This window comes from Sphingobium fuliginis, assembly GCF_015074805.1.
Lineage (GTDB): Bacteria > Pseudomonadota > Alphaproteobacteria > Sphingomonadales > Sphingomonadaceae > Sphingobium > Sphingobium fuliginis.
Genome location: NZ_CP060035.1, coordinates 409,849 through 423,782 on the forward strand (window position 1 = coordinate 409,849; position 13,934 = coordinate 423,782).

At 65.1% G+C, this 13,934-nt stretch carries 12 protein-coding genes and 1 pseudogene; 7 read left to right on the plus strand and 6 right to left on the minus strand.

From position 1 onward, the window contains the following. From odhB to lpdA, 3 genes and pseudogenes are all read left to right on the plus strand, one after another. Nucleotides 1-1,242: a 2-oxoglutarate dehydrogenase complex dihydrolipoyllysine-residue succinyltransferase gene (gene odhB, locus H5V43_RS01930; RefSeq protein ID WP_099186336.1), complete on the plus strand. Its 1,242-nt coding sequence runs from the start codon at nt 1-3 to the stop codon at nt 1,240-1,242. A 75-nt stretch (nt 1,243-1,317) separates the two neighbouring features. Next, a pseudogene (locus tag H5V43_RS01935) lies at nt 1,318-1,580 on the plus strand (GIY-YIG nuclease family protein). 49 nt (nt 1,581-1,629) lie between these two features. Continuing rightward, nucleotides 1,630-3,030, plus strand: a complete 1,401-nt coding sequence (gene lpdA, locus H5V43_RS01940; RefSeq protein ID WP_025547832.1) for a dihydrolipoyl dehydrogenase — start codon at nt 1,630-1,632, stop codon at nt 3,028-3,030. Between the two features lie 171 nt (nt 3,031-3,201). Here the strand turns inward: lpdA and H5V43_RS01945 are convergent, their stop codons facing one another. From H5V43_RS01945 to H5V43_RS01955, 3 genes are all read right to left on the minus strand, one after another. Continuing rightward, nucleotides 3,202-4,374, minus strand: coding sequence for a GGDEF domain-containing protein (locus H5V43_RS01945; protein WP_025547834.1), 1,173 nt, complete (start codon nt 4,372-4,374; stop codon nt 3,202-3,204). Between the two features lie 149 nt (nt 4,375-4,523). Further along, nucleotides 4,524-5,285: an enoyl-CoA hydratase/isomerase family protein gene (locus tag H5V43_RS01950; protein WP_025547835.1), complete on the minus strand. Its 762-nt coding sequence runs from the start codon at nt 5,283-5,285 to the stop codon at nt 4,524-4,526. Beyond that, nucleotides 5,282-5,950: an HAD family hydrolase gene (locus tag H5V43_RS01955; RefSeq protein WP_025547837.1), complete on the minus strand. Its 669-nt coding sequence runs from the start codon at nt 5,948-5,950 to the stop codon at nt 5,282-5,284. Before H5V43_RS01955 ends, H5V43_RS01950 begins: the two co-directional genes overlap by 4 nt. 160 nt (nt 5,951-6,110) lie before the next feature. Here H5V43_RS01955 and glmU point away from each other — a divergent pair, with 160 nt between their 5' ends. From glmU to glmS, 3 genes are all read left to right on the plus strand, one after another. Continuing rightward, a complete protein-coding gene (gene glmU, locus H5V43_RS01960; RefSeq protein ID WP_244968690.1) occupies nt 6,111-7,403 on the plus strand; it encodes a bifunctional UDP-N-acetylglucosamine diphosphorylase/glucosamine-1-phosphate N-acetyltransferase GlmU in 1,293 nt (430 codons plus the stop codon). Further along, the gene (locus tag H5V43_RS01965) at nt 7,400-8,257 is read left to right on the plus strand and encodes a metallophosphoesterase (protein ID WP_025547839.1); all 858 of its coding nucleotides are present in this window, start codon (nt 7,400-7,402) and stop codon (nt 8,255-8,257) included. The genes glmU and H5V43_RS01965 overlap by 4 nt, the downstream gene beginning before the upstream one ends. Nucleotides 8,258-8,340: 83 nt before the next feature. Next, nucleotides 8,341-10,164, plus strand: a complete 1,824-nt coding sequence (glmS, locus tag H5V43_RS01970) for a glutamine--fructose-6-phosphate transaminase (isomerizing) (protein ID WP_025547841.1) — start codon at nt 8,341-8,343, stop codon at nt 10,162-10,164. On the opposite strand, the gene H5V43_RS01975 is transcribed toward glmS, so the two are convergent. Further along, nucleotides 10,151-10,363, minus strand: coding sequence for a KTSC domain-containing protein (locus tag H5V43_RS01975; RefSeq protein WP_025547842.1), 213 nt, complete (start codon nt 10,361-10,363; stop codon nt 10,151-10,153). The two genes, glmS and H5V43_RS01975, sit on opposite strands and share 14 nt — an antisense overlap. Before the next feature lie 54 nt (nt 10,364-10,417). On the opposite strand from H5V43_RS01975, the gene H5V43_RS01980 reads away from it, so the two are divergent. Then, nucleotides 10,418-10,966, plus strand: a complete 549-nt coding sequence (locus tag H5V43_RS01980; RefSeq protein WP_244968646.1) for a GNAT family N-acetyltransferase — start codon at nt 10,418-10,420, stop codon at nt 10,964-10,966. A 20-nt stretch (nt 10,967-10,986) separates the two neighbouring features. Here the strand turns inward: H5V43_RS01980 and H5V43_RS01985 are convergent, their stop codons facing one another. Together H5V43_RS01985 and H5V43_RS01990 are read right to left on the minus strand one after the other, a co-directional pair. Beyond that, nucleotides 10,987-12,600, minus strand: coding sequence for a bifunctional GNAT family N-acetyltransferase/carbon-nitrogen hydrolase family protein (locus H5V43_RS01985; protein WP_025547846.1), 1,614 nt, complete (start codon nt 12,598-12,600; stop codon nt 10,987-10,989). 98 nt (nt 12,601-12,698) lie between these two features. Then, nucleotides 12,699-13,919 carry an NADP-dependent isocitrate dehydrogenase gene (locus H5V43_RS01990; RefSeq protein ID WP_025547848.1) on the minus strand — a complete coding sequence of 407 codons (1,221 nt, stop codon included), beginning with the start codon at nt 13,917-13,919 and terminating at the stop codon, nt 12,699-12,701. Nucleotides 13,920-13,934: the final 15 nt, after the last annotated feature.

Here is a 13,934-nt window from a genome sequence, read left to right on the forward strand (position 1 = left end):
ATGGCTACCGAAGTCAAAGTCCCCACCTTGGGTGAATCCGTTACCGAAGCAACCGTCGGCCAGTGGCTCAAGAAGCCCGGCGACGCCGTGAAGGCCGACGAGCCTATCGTCAGTCTTGAAACCGACAAGGTCGCGGTCGACGTGCCCGCGCCGGCCGCCGGCACGCTGGGCGACATCGTCGCCAAGGAAGGCGATACGGTCGAGGTCGGCGCGCTGCTGGCCTATGTCAACGAGGGCGCGGCCGCTGCGGCAGCGCCTGCCGCTGCTCCGGCCCCCGCCGCCAAGGCGGAAGCCGCCACGCCGGCCCCGGCCGCTTCGGCCCCCGCCGATGAGGATGAGGGCGGCAACCTGACCCTGTCGCCCGCCGTGCGCCGTCTGGTGCTGGAACATGGCCTTGATCCGAGCAAGATCAAGGGCACGGGCAAGGACGGTCGCCTGACCAAGGACGACGTCGTGGCCGCCGCCGCCGCCGGTACCGCCAAGGCCGCCGCTGCTGCGCCTGCCGCCGCACCCGCCACTGCTGCGCCCGCCGCTGGCCCCAGCCGCGCGCAGGAACGCGTCAAGATGACCCGCCTGCGCCAGACCGTCGCCAAGCGGCTCAAGGAAGCGCAGAACAACGCCGCGCTGCTGACCACCTATAACGACGTCGACATGACCAACGTCATCGAGGCGCGCGCCAAATACAAGGACCTGTTCGAGAAGAAGCATGGCGTCCGCCTGGGCTTCATGGGCTTCTTCACCAAGGCTGTCTGCATGGCGCTGCGCGATATTCCGGGCGTCAATGCGCAGATCGAAGGCGACGAGATCGTCTATAACGACTTCGCCGACATCTCGGTCGCCGTGTCGGCCCCGAACGGTCTGGTCGTGCCGGTGATCCGCAATGCCGAGAGCCTGAGCGTGGCCGAGATCGAGAAGACGATCGGCAGCTTCGGCAAGAAGGCCAAGGAAGGCACGCTGACCATGGAGGACATGAAGGGCGGCACCTTCACCATCTCCAATGGCGGCGTGTTCGGTTCGCTGCTGTCGAGCCCGATCATCAACCCGCCGCAGTCAGCGGTGCTGGGCCTCCACCGCATCGAGGATCGTCCGGTCGTCCGCGACGGCCAGATCGTCATCCGCCCGATGATGTATCTGGCGCTCAGCTATGACCATCGCCTGATCGACGGTCGCGAGGCAGTGACCTTCCTCGTCGCGGTGAAGAACGCGATCGAGGACCCGACCCGCCTGCTGATCGACCTGTAAAGATGCGACCCGTGCTCCTGCGGAAGCAGGAGTCCAGGGTGGAGACGCGCTACGCGAGCCGGCTATGTCTATCTTCTGGCCAACAGGCGCAACGGCACCCTATATCTGGGTGTCACCAGCGATCTGGCGGCCAGGGCATATCAACATCGCAAAGGCTTGATTGACGGTTTCACCAAGGACCACGATTGTAAGCTTTTGGTCTGGTTTGAGGCATATGACGATCTGCAGGAAGCGCGACATTGCGAACTGCGGATGAAGAAATGGAAACGCGCCTGGAAGATCGAGCTGATCGAACGCGATAATCCACAATGGCGGATTTGTTCGAAACGCTGTTCTGACGACGCCCTGGGCTCCCGCTTTCGCGGGAGCACGGCAATGGAGTGAGAAATGGCAGACTTCGATTATGATGTTCTGGTGATTGGCGCCGGTCCCGGTGGTTATGTCGCGGCGATCCGCGCGGCTCAGCTCGGCCTCAAGACCGCCTGCGCCGAAAGCCGGGAGACGCTGGGCGGCACCTGCCTCAATGTCGGTTGCATTCCGTCCAAGGCGCTGCTGCACGCTTCGGAACTGTATGAGGAAGCCGCCAATGGCGCGCTCGCCAAGCTGGGCGTGAAGATCGACAAGATGAGCCTGGACCTCGACACCATGCAGGGCCAGCGCAAGGAAGCGGTCAAGGGCCTGACCGGCGGCATCGAATATCTGTTCAAGAAGAACAAGGTCGATTGGCTGAAGGGCCTGGCGAGCTTCACCGGCGCCAACACAGTTGAAGTCGCGGGCAAGACGGTGACGGCGAAGAACATCGTCATCGCCACCGGCTCGTCGGTCACGCCGCTTCCGGGCGTTGCGGTAGACAATGCGGGGGGCAGAATCGTCGATTCGACCGGCGCGCTGGAACTGGACAAGGTTCCCGGCCATCTGGTCGTCGTCGGCGGCGGCGTCATCGGGCTTGAACTGGGTTCGGTGTGGCGCCGCGTTGGTGCGAAGGTCACGGTGGTCGAGTTCCTCGACCAGATCCTGCCCGGCATGGACGGCGAAGTCCGCAAGGAAGCGAACAAGATCTTCAAGAAGCAGGGCTTCGAATATAAGCTCGGCACCAAGGTCACGGGCGCGGAAGTCGGCAAGAAGGGCGTGACCCTGACCGTCGAGCCGGCCGCCGGCGGCGAGGCGGAGAAGATCGAGGCCGATGTGGTGCTGGTGTCGATCGGCCGTCGTCCGAACACGGAGGGGCTGGGTCTCGACAAGATCGGTCTGGAACTCAATGCCCGTGGCCAGATCGAGACCGATCATGACTTCGCGACCAAGGTTCCCGGCGTCTGGGCCATTGGCGACGTCATCCCCGGCCCGATGCTCGCGCACAAGGCCGAGGATGAAGGCATTGCCGTGGCCGAGAATATCGCGGGCCTGACCGGGATCGTGAACCATGACGTGATCCCGTCGGTGGTCTATACCAAGCCGGAGATCGCTGGCGTGGGCCTGACGGAAGAGGCCGCCAAGGAAAAGGGCGCGATCAAGGTCGGCAAATTCCCGATGCTGGCGAACAGCCGCGCCAAGACCAACCATGAGCCCGATGGCTTCGTGAAGATCATTGCCGATGCAGAAACCGACAAGGTGCTGGGCGTCTGGATCATCGCGACGGTTGCGGGCACGATGATCGCGCAGGCGGCGCAGGCGATGGAGTTCGGCGCTTCGAGCGAGGACATCGCCTATACCTGCCACGCGCATCCGACGCATAGCGAGGCGATCAAGGAAGCGGCCATGGCCGTGACGGGCAAGCCGATCCACATCTGATCGCGTCCCGCCCTTGGGAAAGAATGAGAAGGCCGTCCTTCGGGGCGGCCTTTTTCATGACCTATTGACGATTGGAGCATTGCGTGAAGCTTGCCCGATTGCGTTGAGGCACGCCCATTCTCGCGAAGGCTGGAATGCCGTTCCCAGGTCGTGCATGGAGCGGAGCAAATTCTATCTGCTCTGGGCCCGGGGCCTTGGACCGTCGGCGCGCTTGTCAGACACGGCAAGCGCCCGCCGCACGCAAACCCGGTTGCGGCCATGGGTCTTCGCTTCATAGAGCGCCGCATCCGCCCGCGCGATGGCATCGTGGATCGCGGCATCTCCGGGTTGGACGGCCGACAATCCGAAACTGGCGGTAAGGGGGCGCGAAAGGCCAAGCTGGCGAGCGACCTCCTGCGCGATGCTCTCCCGAATGTCATTGGCGACCGTGGCTGCCCGGGCCGCGTCGGCATCGGGGAGGAACAATATGAATTCCTCCCCGCCGAAGCGCGCCGTGATGGCCTCGGCAGGCGCGAATTGCACCAATATCCGCGCCAGTGTGACGATCACGCGATCGCCCAGCGCATGGCCATGGGCATCGTTGATCGACTTGAAATGGTCGATGTCGCAGACGATCAGGCTGCCCTGCGTCGGCAGTTTCCGTGCCCTCTGGCCGATGGCATCGTCGAATCCCCGTCGGTTGAGCAGGCCGGAGAGGGGGTCATGCAGCGCGTCGCGCTGATAGCGGGCGAGAAGGTCGAGCATATTCGCCGCAAGCGCGGCCAGAGCCAGGAACAGGCCAAGGACGCAGGCAAGCGCCTGCATCAGGAAGGCATAGTCGCTGCTCAGGAAACTGCCGCCCGACAGGGTAAGGGGCACGGTGCTGCCGCGTATCAGATTGTCCAGCGCGACCAGCGTCGCCGCGCCGAACAATGTGCGGTCCGACCAGTTGTCGAGGCGATCCCTGCCGGCGATCAGCGGCAGGCCGATCAGCAGGAAGCAGCCGAAATCGGACGCAGCCAGTTCGAAGGGCAGATTGTCCAGCATGAGGGAAACGGCGCACAGCATCACGGACAGCGCCCAGATCGCGATCCGCACCCGCAGCAGCCAGTTGGGCCGCCACCGTTCCAGCAAAGCCTGGCTGAACAGCAGGAAGCCGCTGGCGAACAGCAGGTCCGCCAGGAAACCCCAGAGGGGCGTCGGCACAAGAGCGAATCCCGCCGGCACGGCAAAGCCGCCCGCGACGCAGAAGAAGGCGGCGCTCCAATATCCTGCGGCGCGCACCCGCAGGGTCCAGACAAAGGCGAAAACCACGCCGAAGCTCGCCATCATGACGGGCAGGAAGAAGGCGAAATTCTCTCCCACGCTGCGTGCCTGTTCCTTCTATCGGTCGAAAGTCATGCGCGAGCCGGCGCGTCGTCCGTGTCGGGAGACCGGTAAAAGCCGATCCTTAACAAATACTTCCGGATCGGATGAGATGTTCATCCAATTTGGATGAACATGCGATGAGCGGGTCAGAAGCGGGGACGACGCTTGTCGCGGAAGGCCTGCACGCCCTCCTGAAAGTCGGGCAGGGTGAAGGCGTCCCGGAACATGGCCAGCGTTTCCGCGTCGTCGTCCGCCTGTCCATCCAGGATGCGGCGGACGATCGCCTTGGAAGAACGGATCGAATGCTGGGCATTGGCGGCCATGCGCCGAGCCAGTTCCACTGCTGTCTCCAGCGGGGCGGGGGCGATCTGGTCGATCAGGCCGATGGCGAGCGCATCCTCCGCATCATGGAGGGCGGCGGTGAACAGGATGCGCTTGGCCCGCGCCGGCCCCACCAGATCCACCAGCAGCCTGGTGTCGAACAGCGAATAGACGATCCCGAGCTTGGCCGGCGTGATGCCCAGCCGGGCGGAGGGGGAGGCGATCCGCAGGTCGCAGGCGATGGCCATGCCGCATCCGCCGCCGATCGCGTCCCCGTCTATGGCCGCGATCACCGGTTTTTCGGCATGGGCCAGGGCATATTGGGTGGCGCGGATCGCCGCCTGATTGGCGACGCGCCAATCCTCCTCGCCCGAATGACGCGCGAATTCGTGGATGTCCGCACCCGCGCAGAACAGGCCCGGTGCAGCCGATGTCAGGATCAGCACGCGGATCGCCTCGTCCGCCATCGCTTCCTGCACCAGTTGGGGCAATCGCTCCCACATCTCCTGGTTCATGGCGTTGTGCTGCCGGGGCCGGTCGATCAGCAGCGTGGCGACCGCGCCGTCGCGTTCCAGGCGGAGGGTCATGCCGGCCAGCCTTCGAGCAGCGGCACCAGCTCGTCAAAATGGTGGATGACGGCGTCGGCCTCCAGCGCCCCGACCGGCCCGTCGAGAAAGCCGAAGCTGACGGCGATGCTGGGGATGCCCGCATTGCGCGCCCCGGCGATGTCGTTGATCGTGTCGCCCAGGAAGATCGTCCGCCCGCCGCCCGCGCGCTCGATCATGGCGTGGATCGGCGCCGGGTCGGGCTTTGCGATGCCGACCGTGTCGCCGCCGACGACGCTGGTGAAACGGTCCGACAGGCCGATCTGGTGCAGCAGGGGAATGGTGAAGCGCTCCGCCTTGTTGGTGCAGATGGCCAGCTTCACGCCCGCCTCCTCCAGCGCATCCATCGCCGCGATCAGGCCCGGATAGGGCAGCGAATGGATCGCCAGATTCTGCTCATAATAATCCAGCAGGATCGGCAGCATCCTTTCCAGCATGGCGTCGTCATAGCCGCCCGAGGCGTCGAGCGCGCGCTGAAGCATCACCTTCGCCCCCTTGCCGACAAAGGGATGGATCGCCTCGACCGGAAAGGGCGGCCGCCCGTCGGTGGCGATGGCGTAGTTGACCGCCGCCGCCAGGTCGCCGCTGGTATCGAGCAGGGTGCCGTCAAGGTCGAAGCCGACAATGTCGAAGGGAATGGAAACCATGCCCGGCTCATGCCGCCTGGGTGGTGGCAAAGGCAAGTCAAACATGGCAGAGAGCGCTCAGATTCTTGGCCCTTTCGTGAAGGATGCCCCCGTGACCTCCAGCCGCTCCCCCGCTCGCCCCTTGGCCGTGATCATCCTTGCCGCCGGGCAGGGCACGCGCATGAAGTCGGCCAGACACAAGGTTCTGCACCCGTTTGCGGGGCGACCGATGCTGCTCCATCTGCTCGCCAGCGTGGCGGAGTTGCAGCCCGAGCGGCAGGTCGTGGTGGTCGGCGCTGGGCGCGAACAGGTGGAGAAGGCGGTGGAGGGCAGCGGCGCCGTCATCGCCGTGCAGGAACAGCAGCTGGGCACCGGCCATGCCGTGGCGCAGGCGCATGACGCGCTGGCCGGTTTCGCGGGCGACATATTGATCCTCTATGGCGACGTGCCGCTGGTGCGCGCCGAAACGCTGCGCAGCATGCTGGACCGCCTGAACTGGGGCGACGAGCCGCGCGCCGTGGTGCTGGGCTTCCGGCCGGAAGATGCCGCCGCCTATGGCCGGATCATCGCCCGGGACCAGGGCGTGATCGAGAAGATGGTCGAATATAAGGACGCAAATGCGGAGGAGCGGGCGGTGACGCTCTGCAATTCCGGGCTGATGGCGGTGCGCTCGACCGATCTGTTCGTGCTGCTCGACAAGATCGGCAACGACAATGCGGCGGGCGAATATTATCTGCCCGACATCGTCATGCTGCCCGGAGCGCAGAGCGCCGTCATCGAGGCGGAGGCCTGGGAAGTGGCGGGCGTCAACAGCCGCGCCGAACTGGCGGGGGTGGAGGCCGTCTGGCAGGACCGCCGCCGGGCAGAGGCGATGCGGGAGGGCGCGACGCTGATCGCGCCGGAAACGGTGTTCTTCGCGCATGACACGCTGTTGGGCCGCGATGTGGTGATCGAGCCGCATGTCGTCTTCGGCCCCGGCGTCAGTGTGGCGGACGACGCGACCATCCATGCCTTCTCCCATCTGGAGGGCGCGGCCGTCGGCAGGGGCGCGGAAATCGGCCCCTATGCCCGGCTGCGTCCCGGCGCGAAGATCGGCGTCAAGGCCAAGGTCGGCAATTTCGTCGAGGTGAAGAAGGCCGAACTGGGCGAGGGCGCCAAGGCCAATCACCTGTCCTATATCGGCGACGCCAGCGTGGGCGCGGGCGCGAATATCGGCGCGGGCACCATCACCTGCAATTATGACGGCTTCTTCAAATATCGGACGGAAATCGGTGCGGGCGCCTTCATCGGCTCCAACAGCGCGCTGGTCGCGCCGGTGAAGATAGGCGACGGCGCGATCGTGGCGGCCGGCAGCGTCGTGACCCAGCCGGTGGAGGCCGACGCGCTATGCCTCGTCCGGCCGAAGCAGGAGGCGAAGCCCGGCTGGGCGGCCCGCTTCCGGGCGCGGATGCAGGCGCGCAAAGCCGCCAAGTGACGGGTCTTCTGCGAAGGCGGCGCTGGCTTGCGGCGCTGCTGCTCATCCTTCTGGCCGTGCCGGGCGGGGCGGTCTGGCTCTATGCCAATGCGCGGGCCATGCCGGTCGTGCGGCGGCTGGACGTCGCGCTGCCCTTTCCGGCGGATGCGCCGCGCCGCCCGGTGACGGTGGCGCTGCTGACCGACAGCCATTTGTCCGGTCCCGATAACAGTCCGGAGCGGATGGCGCGGATCGTCGCTCTGGTGAACGGCCTCAGGCCCAAGCTGATCGTGCTGGGCGGCGACTATATCGGGGACGACAAGGGCGGTGCGACCTATGATCCGGCGCAGAGCATCGCCCCCTTCGCCGCCTTGCGCGCCCCGCTGGGGGTGGTGGCGGTGCTGGGCAATCACGATGCGCGCAAGCATACGGGGATCAGCCGCCGGCAATGGGGCGATCTGTTCGGCCGGATCGGCATCCGCCTGCTCGACAATCAGGCGGTGCGGCGGGGACCGCTGGCCATTGGCGGACTGCGCGACATCTATACCGGGCGGCCCGATATTCCCGGGACGCTGGCGGCCATGCAGGCGCTGGGCGGCGCGCCGCTGATGCTGTCGCACGGGCCGGACGCCTTTCCGCTGCTGCCTGACCGGGCGATGCTGACGCTGGTCGGGCATACCCATTGCGGGCAGGTGGCCTTGCCCTTTGCGGGCATCGTCTATGTGCCCTCGCGCTATGGCACCCGCTATGCGTGCGGGGTGTATCGGGAAGGGCGGCGGACCATGGTGGTGTCCGCGGGGCTCGGCACCAGCGGCCTGCCGATCCGGATGCTGGCGCCCCCCGATGTCTGGCTGATTACAATTCATCCACGATGATGCGGTACCCCTGTCGCCCGCCGCATGATCGTGGCATAGGCGGCGTAAGCATAGAGTTTTCACGGCTTTGGGACTGACTATCCATGTGCGGTATCATCGGAATCATCGGCAAGGACGACGTGGCGGGACGGCTGGTGGAGGGCCTCAGGCGCCTGGAATATCGCGGCTATGACAGCGCGGGCGTCGCCACGGTCCATGACGGGCGGATCGACCGCCGCCGGGCCGAGGGGAAGCTCGCCAACCTGGTGAAGGAACTGGACGCCGCGCCCCTGCCGGGCACCACCGGCATCGCCCACACCCGCTGGGCCACCCATGGCGCGCCGACGACCAGCAACGCCCATCCCCACGCCACGAAGGAAGTGGCGCTCGTCCACAACGGCATCATCGAGAATTTCAAGCCGCTGCGCGAGGAACTGATGGCGCGGGGCCGGACCTTCGACAGCCAGACCGACACGGAGGTCGTCGCCCATCTGGTGAGCGAGCTGGTGGAGCAGGGCGCGTCGCCCCGCGATGCCGTGGCGCAGGTTTTGCCGCGCCTCCATGGCGCCTTCGCGCTGGCGATCCTGTTCCGCAGCCATCCGGAAATCCTCATCGGCGCGCGCCTGGGTTCGCCGCTGGTGGTGGGCTATGGCGAGGGTGAGACCTATCTCGGTTCCGACGCGCTGGCGCTGGCGCCGCTGACTCAGCGCATCGCCTATCTGGAGGAGGGCGACTGGGTCATCATCACTCGCGACGGCGCGGAGATTTTCGACAAGGACAACAATCCGGTCGAACGTCCCGTCACCATTTCCGGCGTGACCGGCGAGCTGATCTCCAAGGGCAATCACCGCCACTATATGCTCAAGGAGATTTACGAGCAGCCGGTGGTCGTGGCCCAGACCCTGCGTTCCTATCTGCGCCGGATGGAGGATCAGGTATCGCTGCCGATCCCCGATTTCGACCTGGGGACCATCCGCCGCGTCACCATCGTCGCCTGCGGCACCAGCTATTATGCGGGCATGGTCGCCAAATATTGGTTCGAGCAATTCGCCCGCGTGCCTGTCGACATCGATGTGGCGAGCGAGTTCCGCTACCGCGCCCCGGTGATGGAGGAGGGCGGCCTGATGATCGTCATCAGCCAATCGGGCGAGACCGCCGATACGCTCGCCGCGCTCCGCCATGCTCGGGCCGAAGGGCAGAAGATCGCCGCCGTCGTCAACGTGCCGACCAGCACCATGGCACGGGAAGCGGACCTGCTGCTGCCCACCAATGCCGGGCCGGAGATCGGCGTGGCGTCGACCAAGGCCTTCACCTGCCAGTTGGCGGTGCTGGCGGCGTTCGCGGCCAATCTCGCCCGCGCCAAGGGGCGGCTGGACGCGAAGGCGGAGAAGGAACTGGTCCGCCACCTGTCCGAAGCGCCCGCCGCGCTGAACGGGGCGCTGGCCTATGATGAATCGATCGAGGCGATGGCCCATCTGATCGCGGGCGCGCGCGACGTGCTCTATCTGGGGCGCGGGCCGGACTATCCGCTGGCGCTGGAAGGGGCGCTGAAGCTCAAGGAAATCAGCTATATCCATGCCGAGGGCTATGCCGCGGGCGAGATGAAGCATGGTCCCATCGCCTTGATCGACGACAAGGTGCCGGTGATCGTGCTGGCGCCCAGCGGGCCGCTGTTCGAAAAGACCGTCAGCAACATGCAGGAAGTGCAGGCGCGCGGCGGGAAGGTGGTACTGATCTCCGACTATGACGGGGTGCAGGCGGCGGGCGAGGGCTGCATGGCGACGATCACCATGCCCAAGGTCCATCCGCTGATCGCGCCGATGGTCTATGCCGTGCCGGTGCAGTTACTGGCCTATCATGTCGCCGTCGCCAAGGGCACGGACGTCGATCAACCAAGGAATCTCGCCAAGTCCGTCACCGTCGAGTGATAGATGGCTGGCGAGTGAAGCGGTAGCGGTCCCGGATGCGGCGGTTGAAATAGCCGCCCTTGGACGTGGCGGCGCGCATGCCTTCCGCGACGTCCACCGGGACATCATGATAGCTGTAGCGCCGCCCGCTGACGAACTGCACGTCCAGCCGGCGCTGGGTGGCGTCATAGTCGAAACGGGCGATGGCGGTCGACGGCATGCGGATGACAATGATCCGCGACGGGGGAGGTTGCGTGTCGGAGGGCGCCAGCCGTTGCCGGCCGAACCGGGCCGCTCTATCCTCTGGGGAATGATCGAGACGGAAAGACTGCGCCTTCGCCCCTACACGCTCGCTGACTTCGCGCCTTATTGCGCCATGTGGTCGGACATGGACCTGATGCGGCATATCGGCGGCGTAGCTCCTTCGCCGGAAGACGCCTGGAACCGCATCCTGCGTTATGAGGGGCACTGGTCCCTTCTGGGCTACGGCATTTTCGCGGTGATCGAAAAGGCCAGCGGCCGCTATGTCGGAGAGACCGGGCTGGCGGATTTCCATCGGGGCCTTGGCGATGATTTCGACGAGGCGGGGGAAGCGGCCTGGATTTTCTCATCCGAGGTACATGGCCGCGGCTACGCGTTCGAGGCCGCCCGCGCCGCGCACGACTGGTATGCGCGGCGTAAGGACGCCGGCCGAACCGTCTGCCTCATCGATCCCGCCAACGAACCATCGCTCAGGCTTGCGGCCAGGCTTGGCTATGCGCCGTTCAGGGAGGCGGTCTACAAGGGGCGGACGGCGGTCATGCTCGAAAAATCGTCCGCATAGAGGCGACCCGGCGGAGAAGCTCAGCCGCCACCCGGCGCATTGTGCCCGCCCGCCGGCACCGGTCCGCCGCTCGGCGCATGGCTGTGGTCGGGATTGCTGTCCCAGTCGATATGATAGAGGTCGAACCGCCGGTCGCGCAGGTTGCGGACCGTACCCTCCGCGCGCGCCCAGCTCAGGTCCGCCAGGTTCACGTCGGCCATGGTCAGCGTCTCGACATTCTCCGTCGATTCCGCTGCGATGCCGTCGCGCGCAAAGGGCAGGTCGCAGGGCGTCAGGATCGCGCTCTGCGCATATTGAATGTCCATATTGTCGACGTTCGGCAGGTTGCCGACATTGCCCGACATGACGACATAGCATTGGTTCTCGATGGCGCGGGCCTGCGCGCAATAGCGCACGCGCATGTAACCCAGCCGCGAGTCGGTGCAGAAGGGGACGAAGATGATCCGCGCGCCCTGGTCCACCAGCCGCCGCGCCAGTTCCGGAAATTCGCTGTCATAGCAGATCAGCACGCCGATCGGCCCGCAGTCGGTCTGGATCACGTCCAGCGAGTCCCCGCCCTTGATGTTCCACCAGAAGGCTTCGTTGGGCGTGGGGTGAATCTTCTCCTGCGTGTGCAGCGAACCGTCGCGCAGGGCGACATAGGCGATGTTCTGAATGTCGCCATCCTCTGCCCGCGTCGGGTGGGACCCGCCGATGATGTTGATATTATATTCCAGCGCCATCCGCTCCAGTTCGCGGGTCAGGCGCGGGGTGTAGCCGGTCAGCCTGTCGATGGCCTCGATGGGGGAGAGCTTCTTGGTTTCGTAGGAGAGCAGCGGCAGGGTGAACAGTTCGGGGAAGACGATGAAATCGGAGCGATAATCTGCCGCCACGTCGACGAAATATTCGATATTGCGAATGAACTCGTCAAAATCCTGTACGGCGCGGGCCTGCAACTGACAGGTGGCTAGGCGGACGCTTTCCACGCCGCGCGGCACCCGCATTTCGGGCGCTTCGTCGGGGTCGACATAGGGGTTGCGCCATACCAGATGGGCGGCGTGTCCGTCGGACTGCCTGTCTTCGGGCAGGTAATTTTCCAGCACGCCGAGCGGCTCGAACTGGTTCTTGAGCTGGAAGCTGATCACCTGATCGCGCAGCTTGCCGTGCACGACCTTGTCCAGATAATCCGCCGGGCCATCGACGCGCCGCTTCGCACGCGCATAGCCCGGCATGCGTCCGGCGATGACGATGCCGTGCAGGTCCAGTTCCTCGGCTAGTTCCTTGCGCTCGTCATAGAGGCGCTGGCCGATGCGCAGGCCGCGCAGCTTCGGGTCGACGGCCATTTCATAGCCGTACAGCCACTCGCCCGCCGCGCTGTGCCGCGTGCCGAAGCCGTTTGCGGTGATCTCCTCCCAGTCATGATGGGAAAAGGCCATCGCCTTGCTGACCCGCATGGTCGCGCAATAGCCGACGACCTTATTGTCGTAGAGCGCGACGAAGCAGCCATTGGGGAAATTGTTGATCTGCCCGCGCAGGGTGGCGAGCGAATAATTGGGCATGCCGGGATAGACCCGGGCGATCAGTCGCTGGATGCCGCGTACATCGGAAGGAACGGCGGCCCGGACCTCCAGGCGTTTCTTGGCTGTCGTCGTCATCGCTGATCTCCTGCCATGGAAAAGGCGGCGCCGATACACGGCGCCGCCTCGTTCCGTTTCCGTATTGAACCGCGGAAGGGCGGATCAGTTCCGTCCGATTATTGCCACTTGCCCATGGCTTCTTCCAGGTTCACGCGGATCGCCTCGAAGAACTGCTCGGTGGTCATCCACGCCTGTTCCGGACCGATCAGCAGGGCGAGATCCTTGGTCATCGCGCCGCCCTCGACCGTTTCGATGCAGACCTTTTCCAGCGTTTCCGCGAACTTGGTGACTTCCGGCGTTTCGTCGAACTTGCCGCGATAGGAAAGGCCCTGGGTCCAGGCGAAGATCGAGGCGATCGGATTGGTCGAGGTCGCCTTGCCCTGTTGATGCTGGCGATAGTGGCGGGTGACGGTGCCGTGCGCGGCTTCGGCCTCGACGGTCTTGCCGTCGGGCGACAGCAGCACGGAGGTCATGAGACCCAGCGAGCCGAACCCCTGCGCCACGGTGTCCGACTGGACGTCGCCATCGTAATTCTTGCAGGCCCAGACGAACTTGCCGCTCCACTTGAGGGCGGAGGCGACCATGTCGTCGATCAGGCGATGTTCGTAGACGGCGCCCACCTTCTTGAACTCGTCGGCGAATTCATTGTCGAACACTTCCTGGAACAGGTCCTTGAAGCGGCCGTCATAGGCCTTGAGAATGGTGTTCTTGGTCGAGAGGTACAGCGGCCAGCCGCGGCCCAGCGCGTAGTTCATGCTGGCGCGGGCGAAATCGCGGATCGAGTCGTCCAGATTGTACATGCCCATGGCGACGCCGGAGCTGGGGAAGTTGAAGACGTCCTTCTCGATCTTCTCGCCATTGGCGCCGTCCCACACCATGCGCAGCTTGCCGGGGCCGGGGACGAGGAAGTCGGTGGCGCGATACTGGTCGCCGAAGGCGTGGCGGCCGATGACGATGGGGTCGGTCCAGCCGGGGACCAGGCGCGGCACGTTGCGGATGACGATGGGTTCACGGAACACCACGCCGCCCAGGATGTTGCGGATGGTGCCGTTGGGCGACTTCCACATTTCCTTCAGGCCGAATTCCTCGACGCGGGCTTCGTCCGGGGTGATGGTGGCGCACTTCACGCCGACGCCATGTTCCTTGATCGCGTTGGCGGAATCGATGGTGATCTGGTCGTTGGTCTCGTCGCGCTTCTCGACGCCCAGATCATAATATTTAAGATCGATGTCGAGATAGGGGAGAATCAGGCGCTCACGGATCCACTGCCATATGATCCGCGTCATTTCATCGCCATCGATCTCCACGACGGGGTTTTTCACCTTGATCTTAGCCATAGCGCCTGTTCGCCT

Coding starts and splice junctions, on each gene's coding strand:
- odhB (WP_099186336.1), top strand. CDS start 1: ATGGCTACCGAAGTCAAAGTCCCCACCTTGGGTGAATCCGTTACCGAA.
- lpdA (WP_025547832.1), top strand. CDS start 1,630: ATGGCAGACTTCGATTATGATGTTCTGGTGATTGGCGCCGGTCCCGGT.
- H5V43_RS01950 (WP_025547835.1), bottom strand. CDS start 5,285: ATGACCCTCCGCCTGGAACGCGACGGCGCGGTCGCCACGCTGCTGATC.
- H5V43_RS01955 (WP_025547837.1), bottom strand. CDS start 5,950: ATGGTTTCCATTCCCTTCGACATTGTCGGCTTCGACCTTGACGGCACC.
- glmU (WP_244968690.1), top strand. CDS start 6,111: ATGAAGTCGGCCAGACACAAGGTTCTGCACCCGTTTGCGGGGCGACCG.
- glmS (WP_025547841.1), top strand. CDS start 8,341: ATGTGCGGTATCATCGGAATCATCGGCAAGGACGACGTGGCGGGACGG.
- H5V43_RS01975 (WP_025547842.1), bottom strand. CDS start 10,363: ATGCCGTCGACCGCCATCGCCCGTTTCGACTATGACGCCACCCAGCGC.
- H5V43_RS01985 (WP_025547846.1), bottom strand. CDS start 12,600: ATGACGACGACAGCCAAGAAACGCCTGGAGGTCCGGGCCGCCGTTCCT.
- H5V43_RS01990 (WP_025547848.1), bottom strand. CDS start 13,919: ATGGCTAAGATCAAGGTGAAAAACCCCGTCGTGGAGATCGATGGCGAT.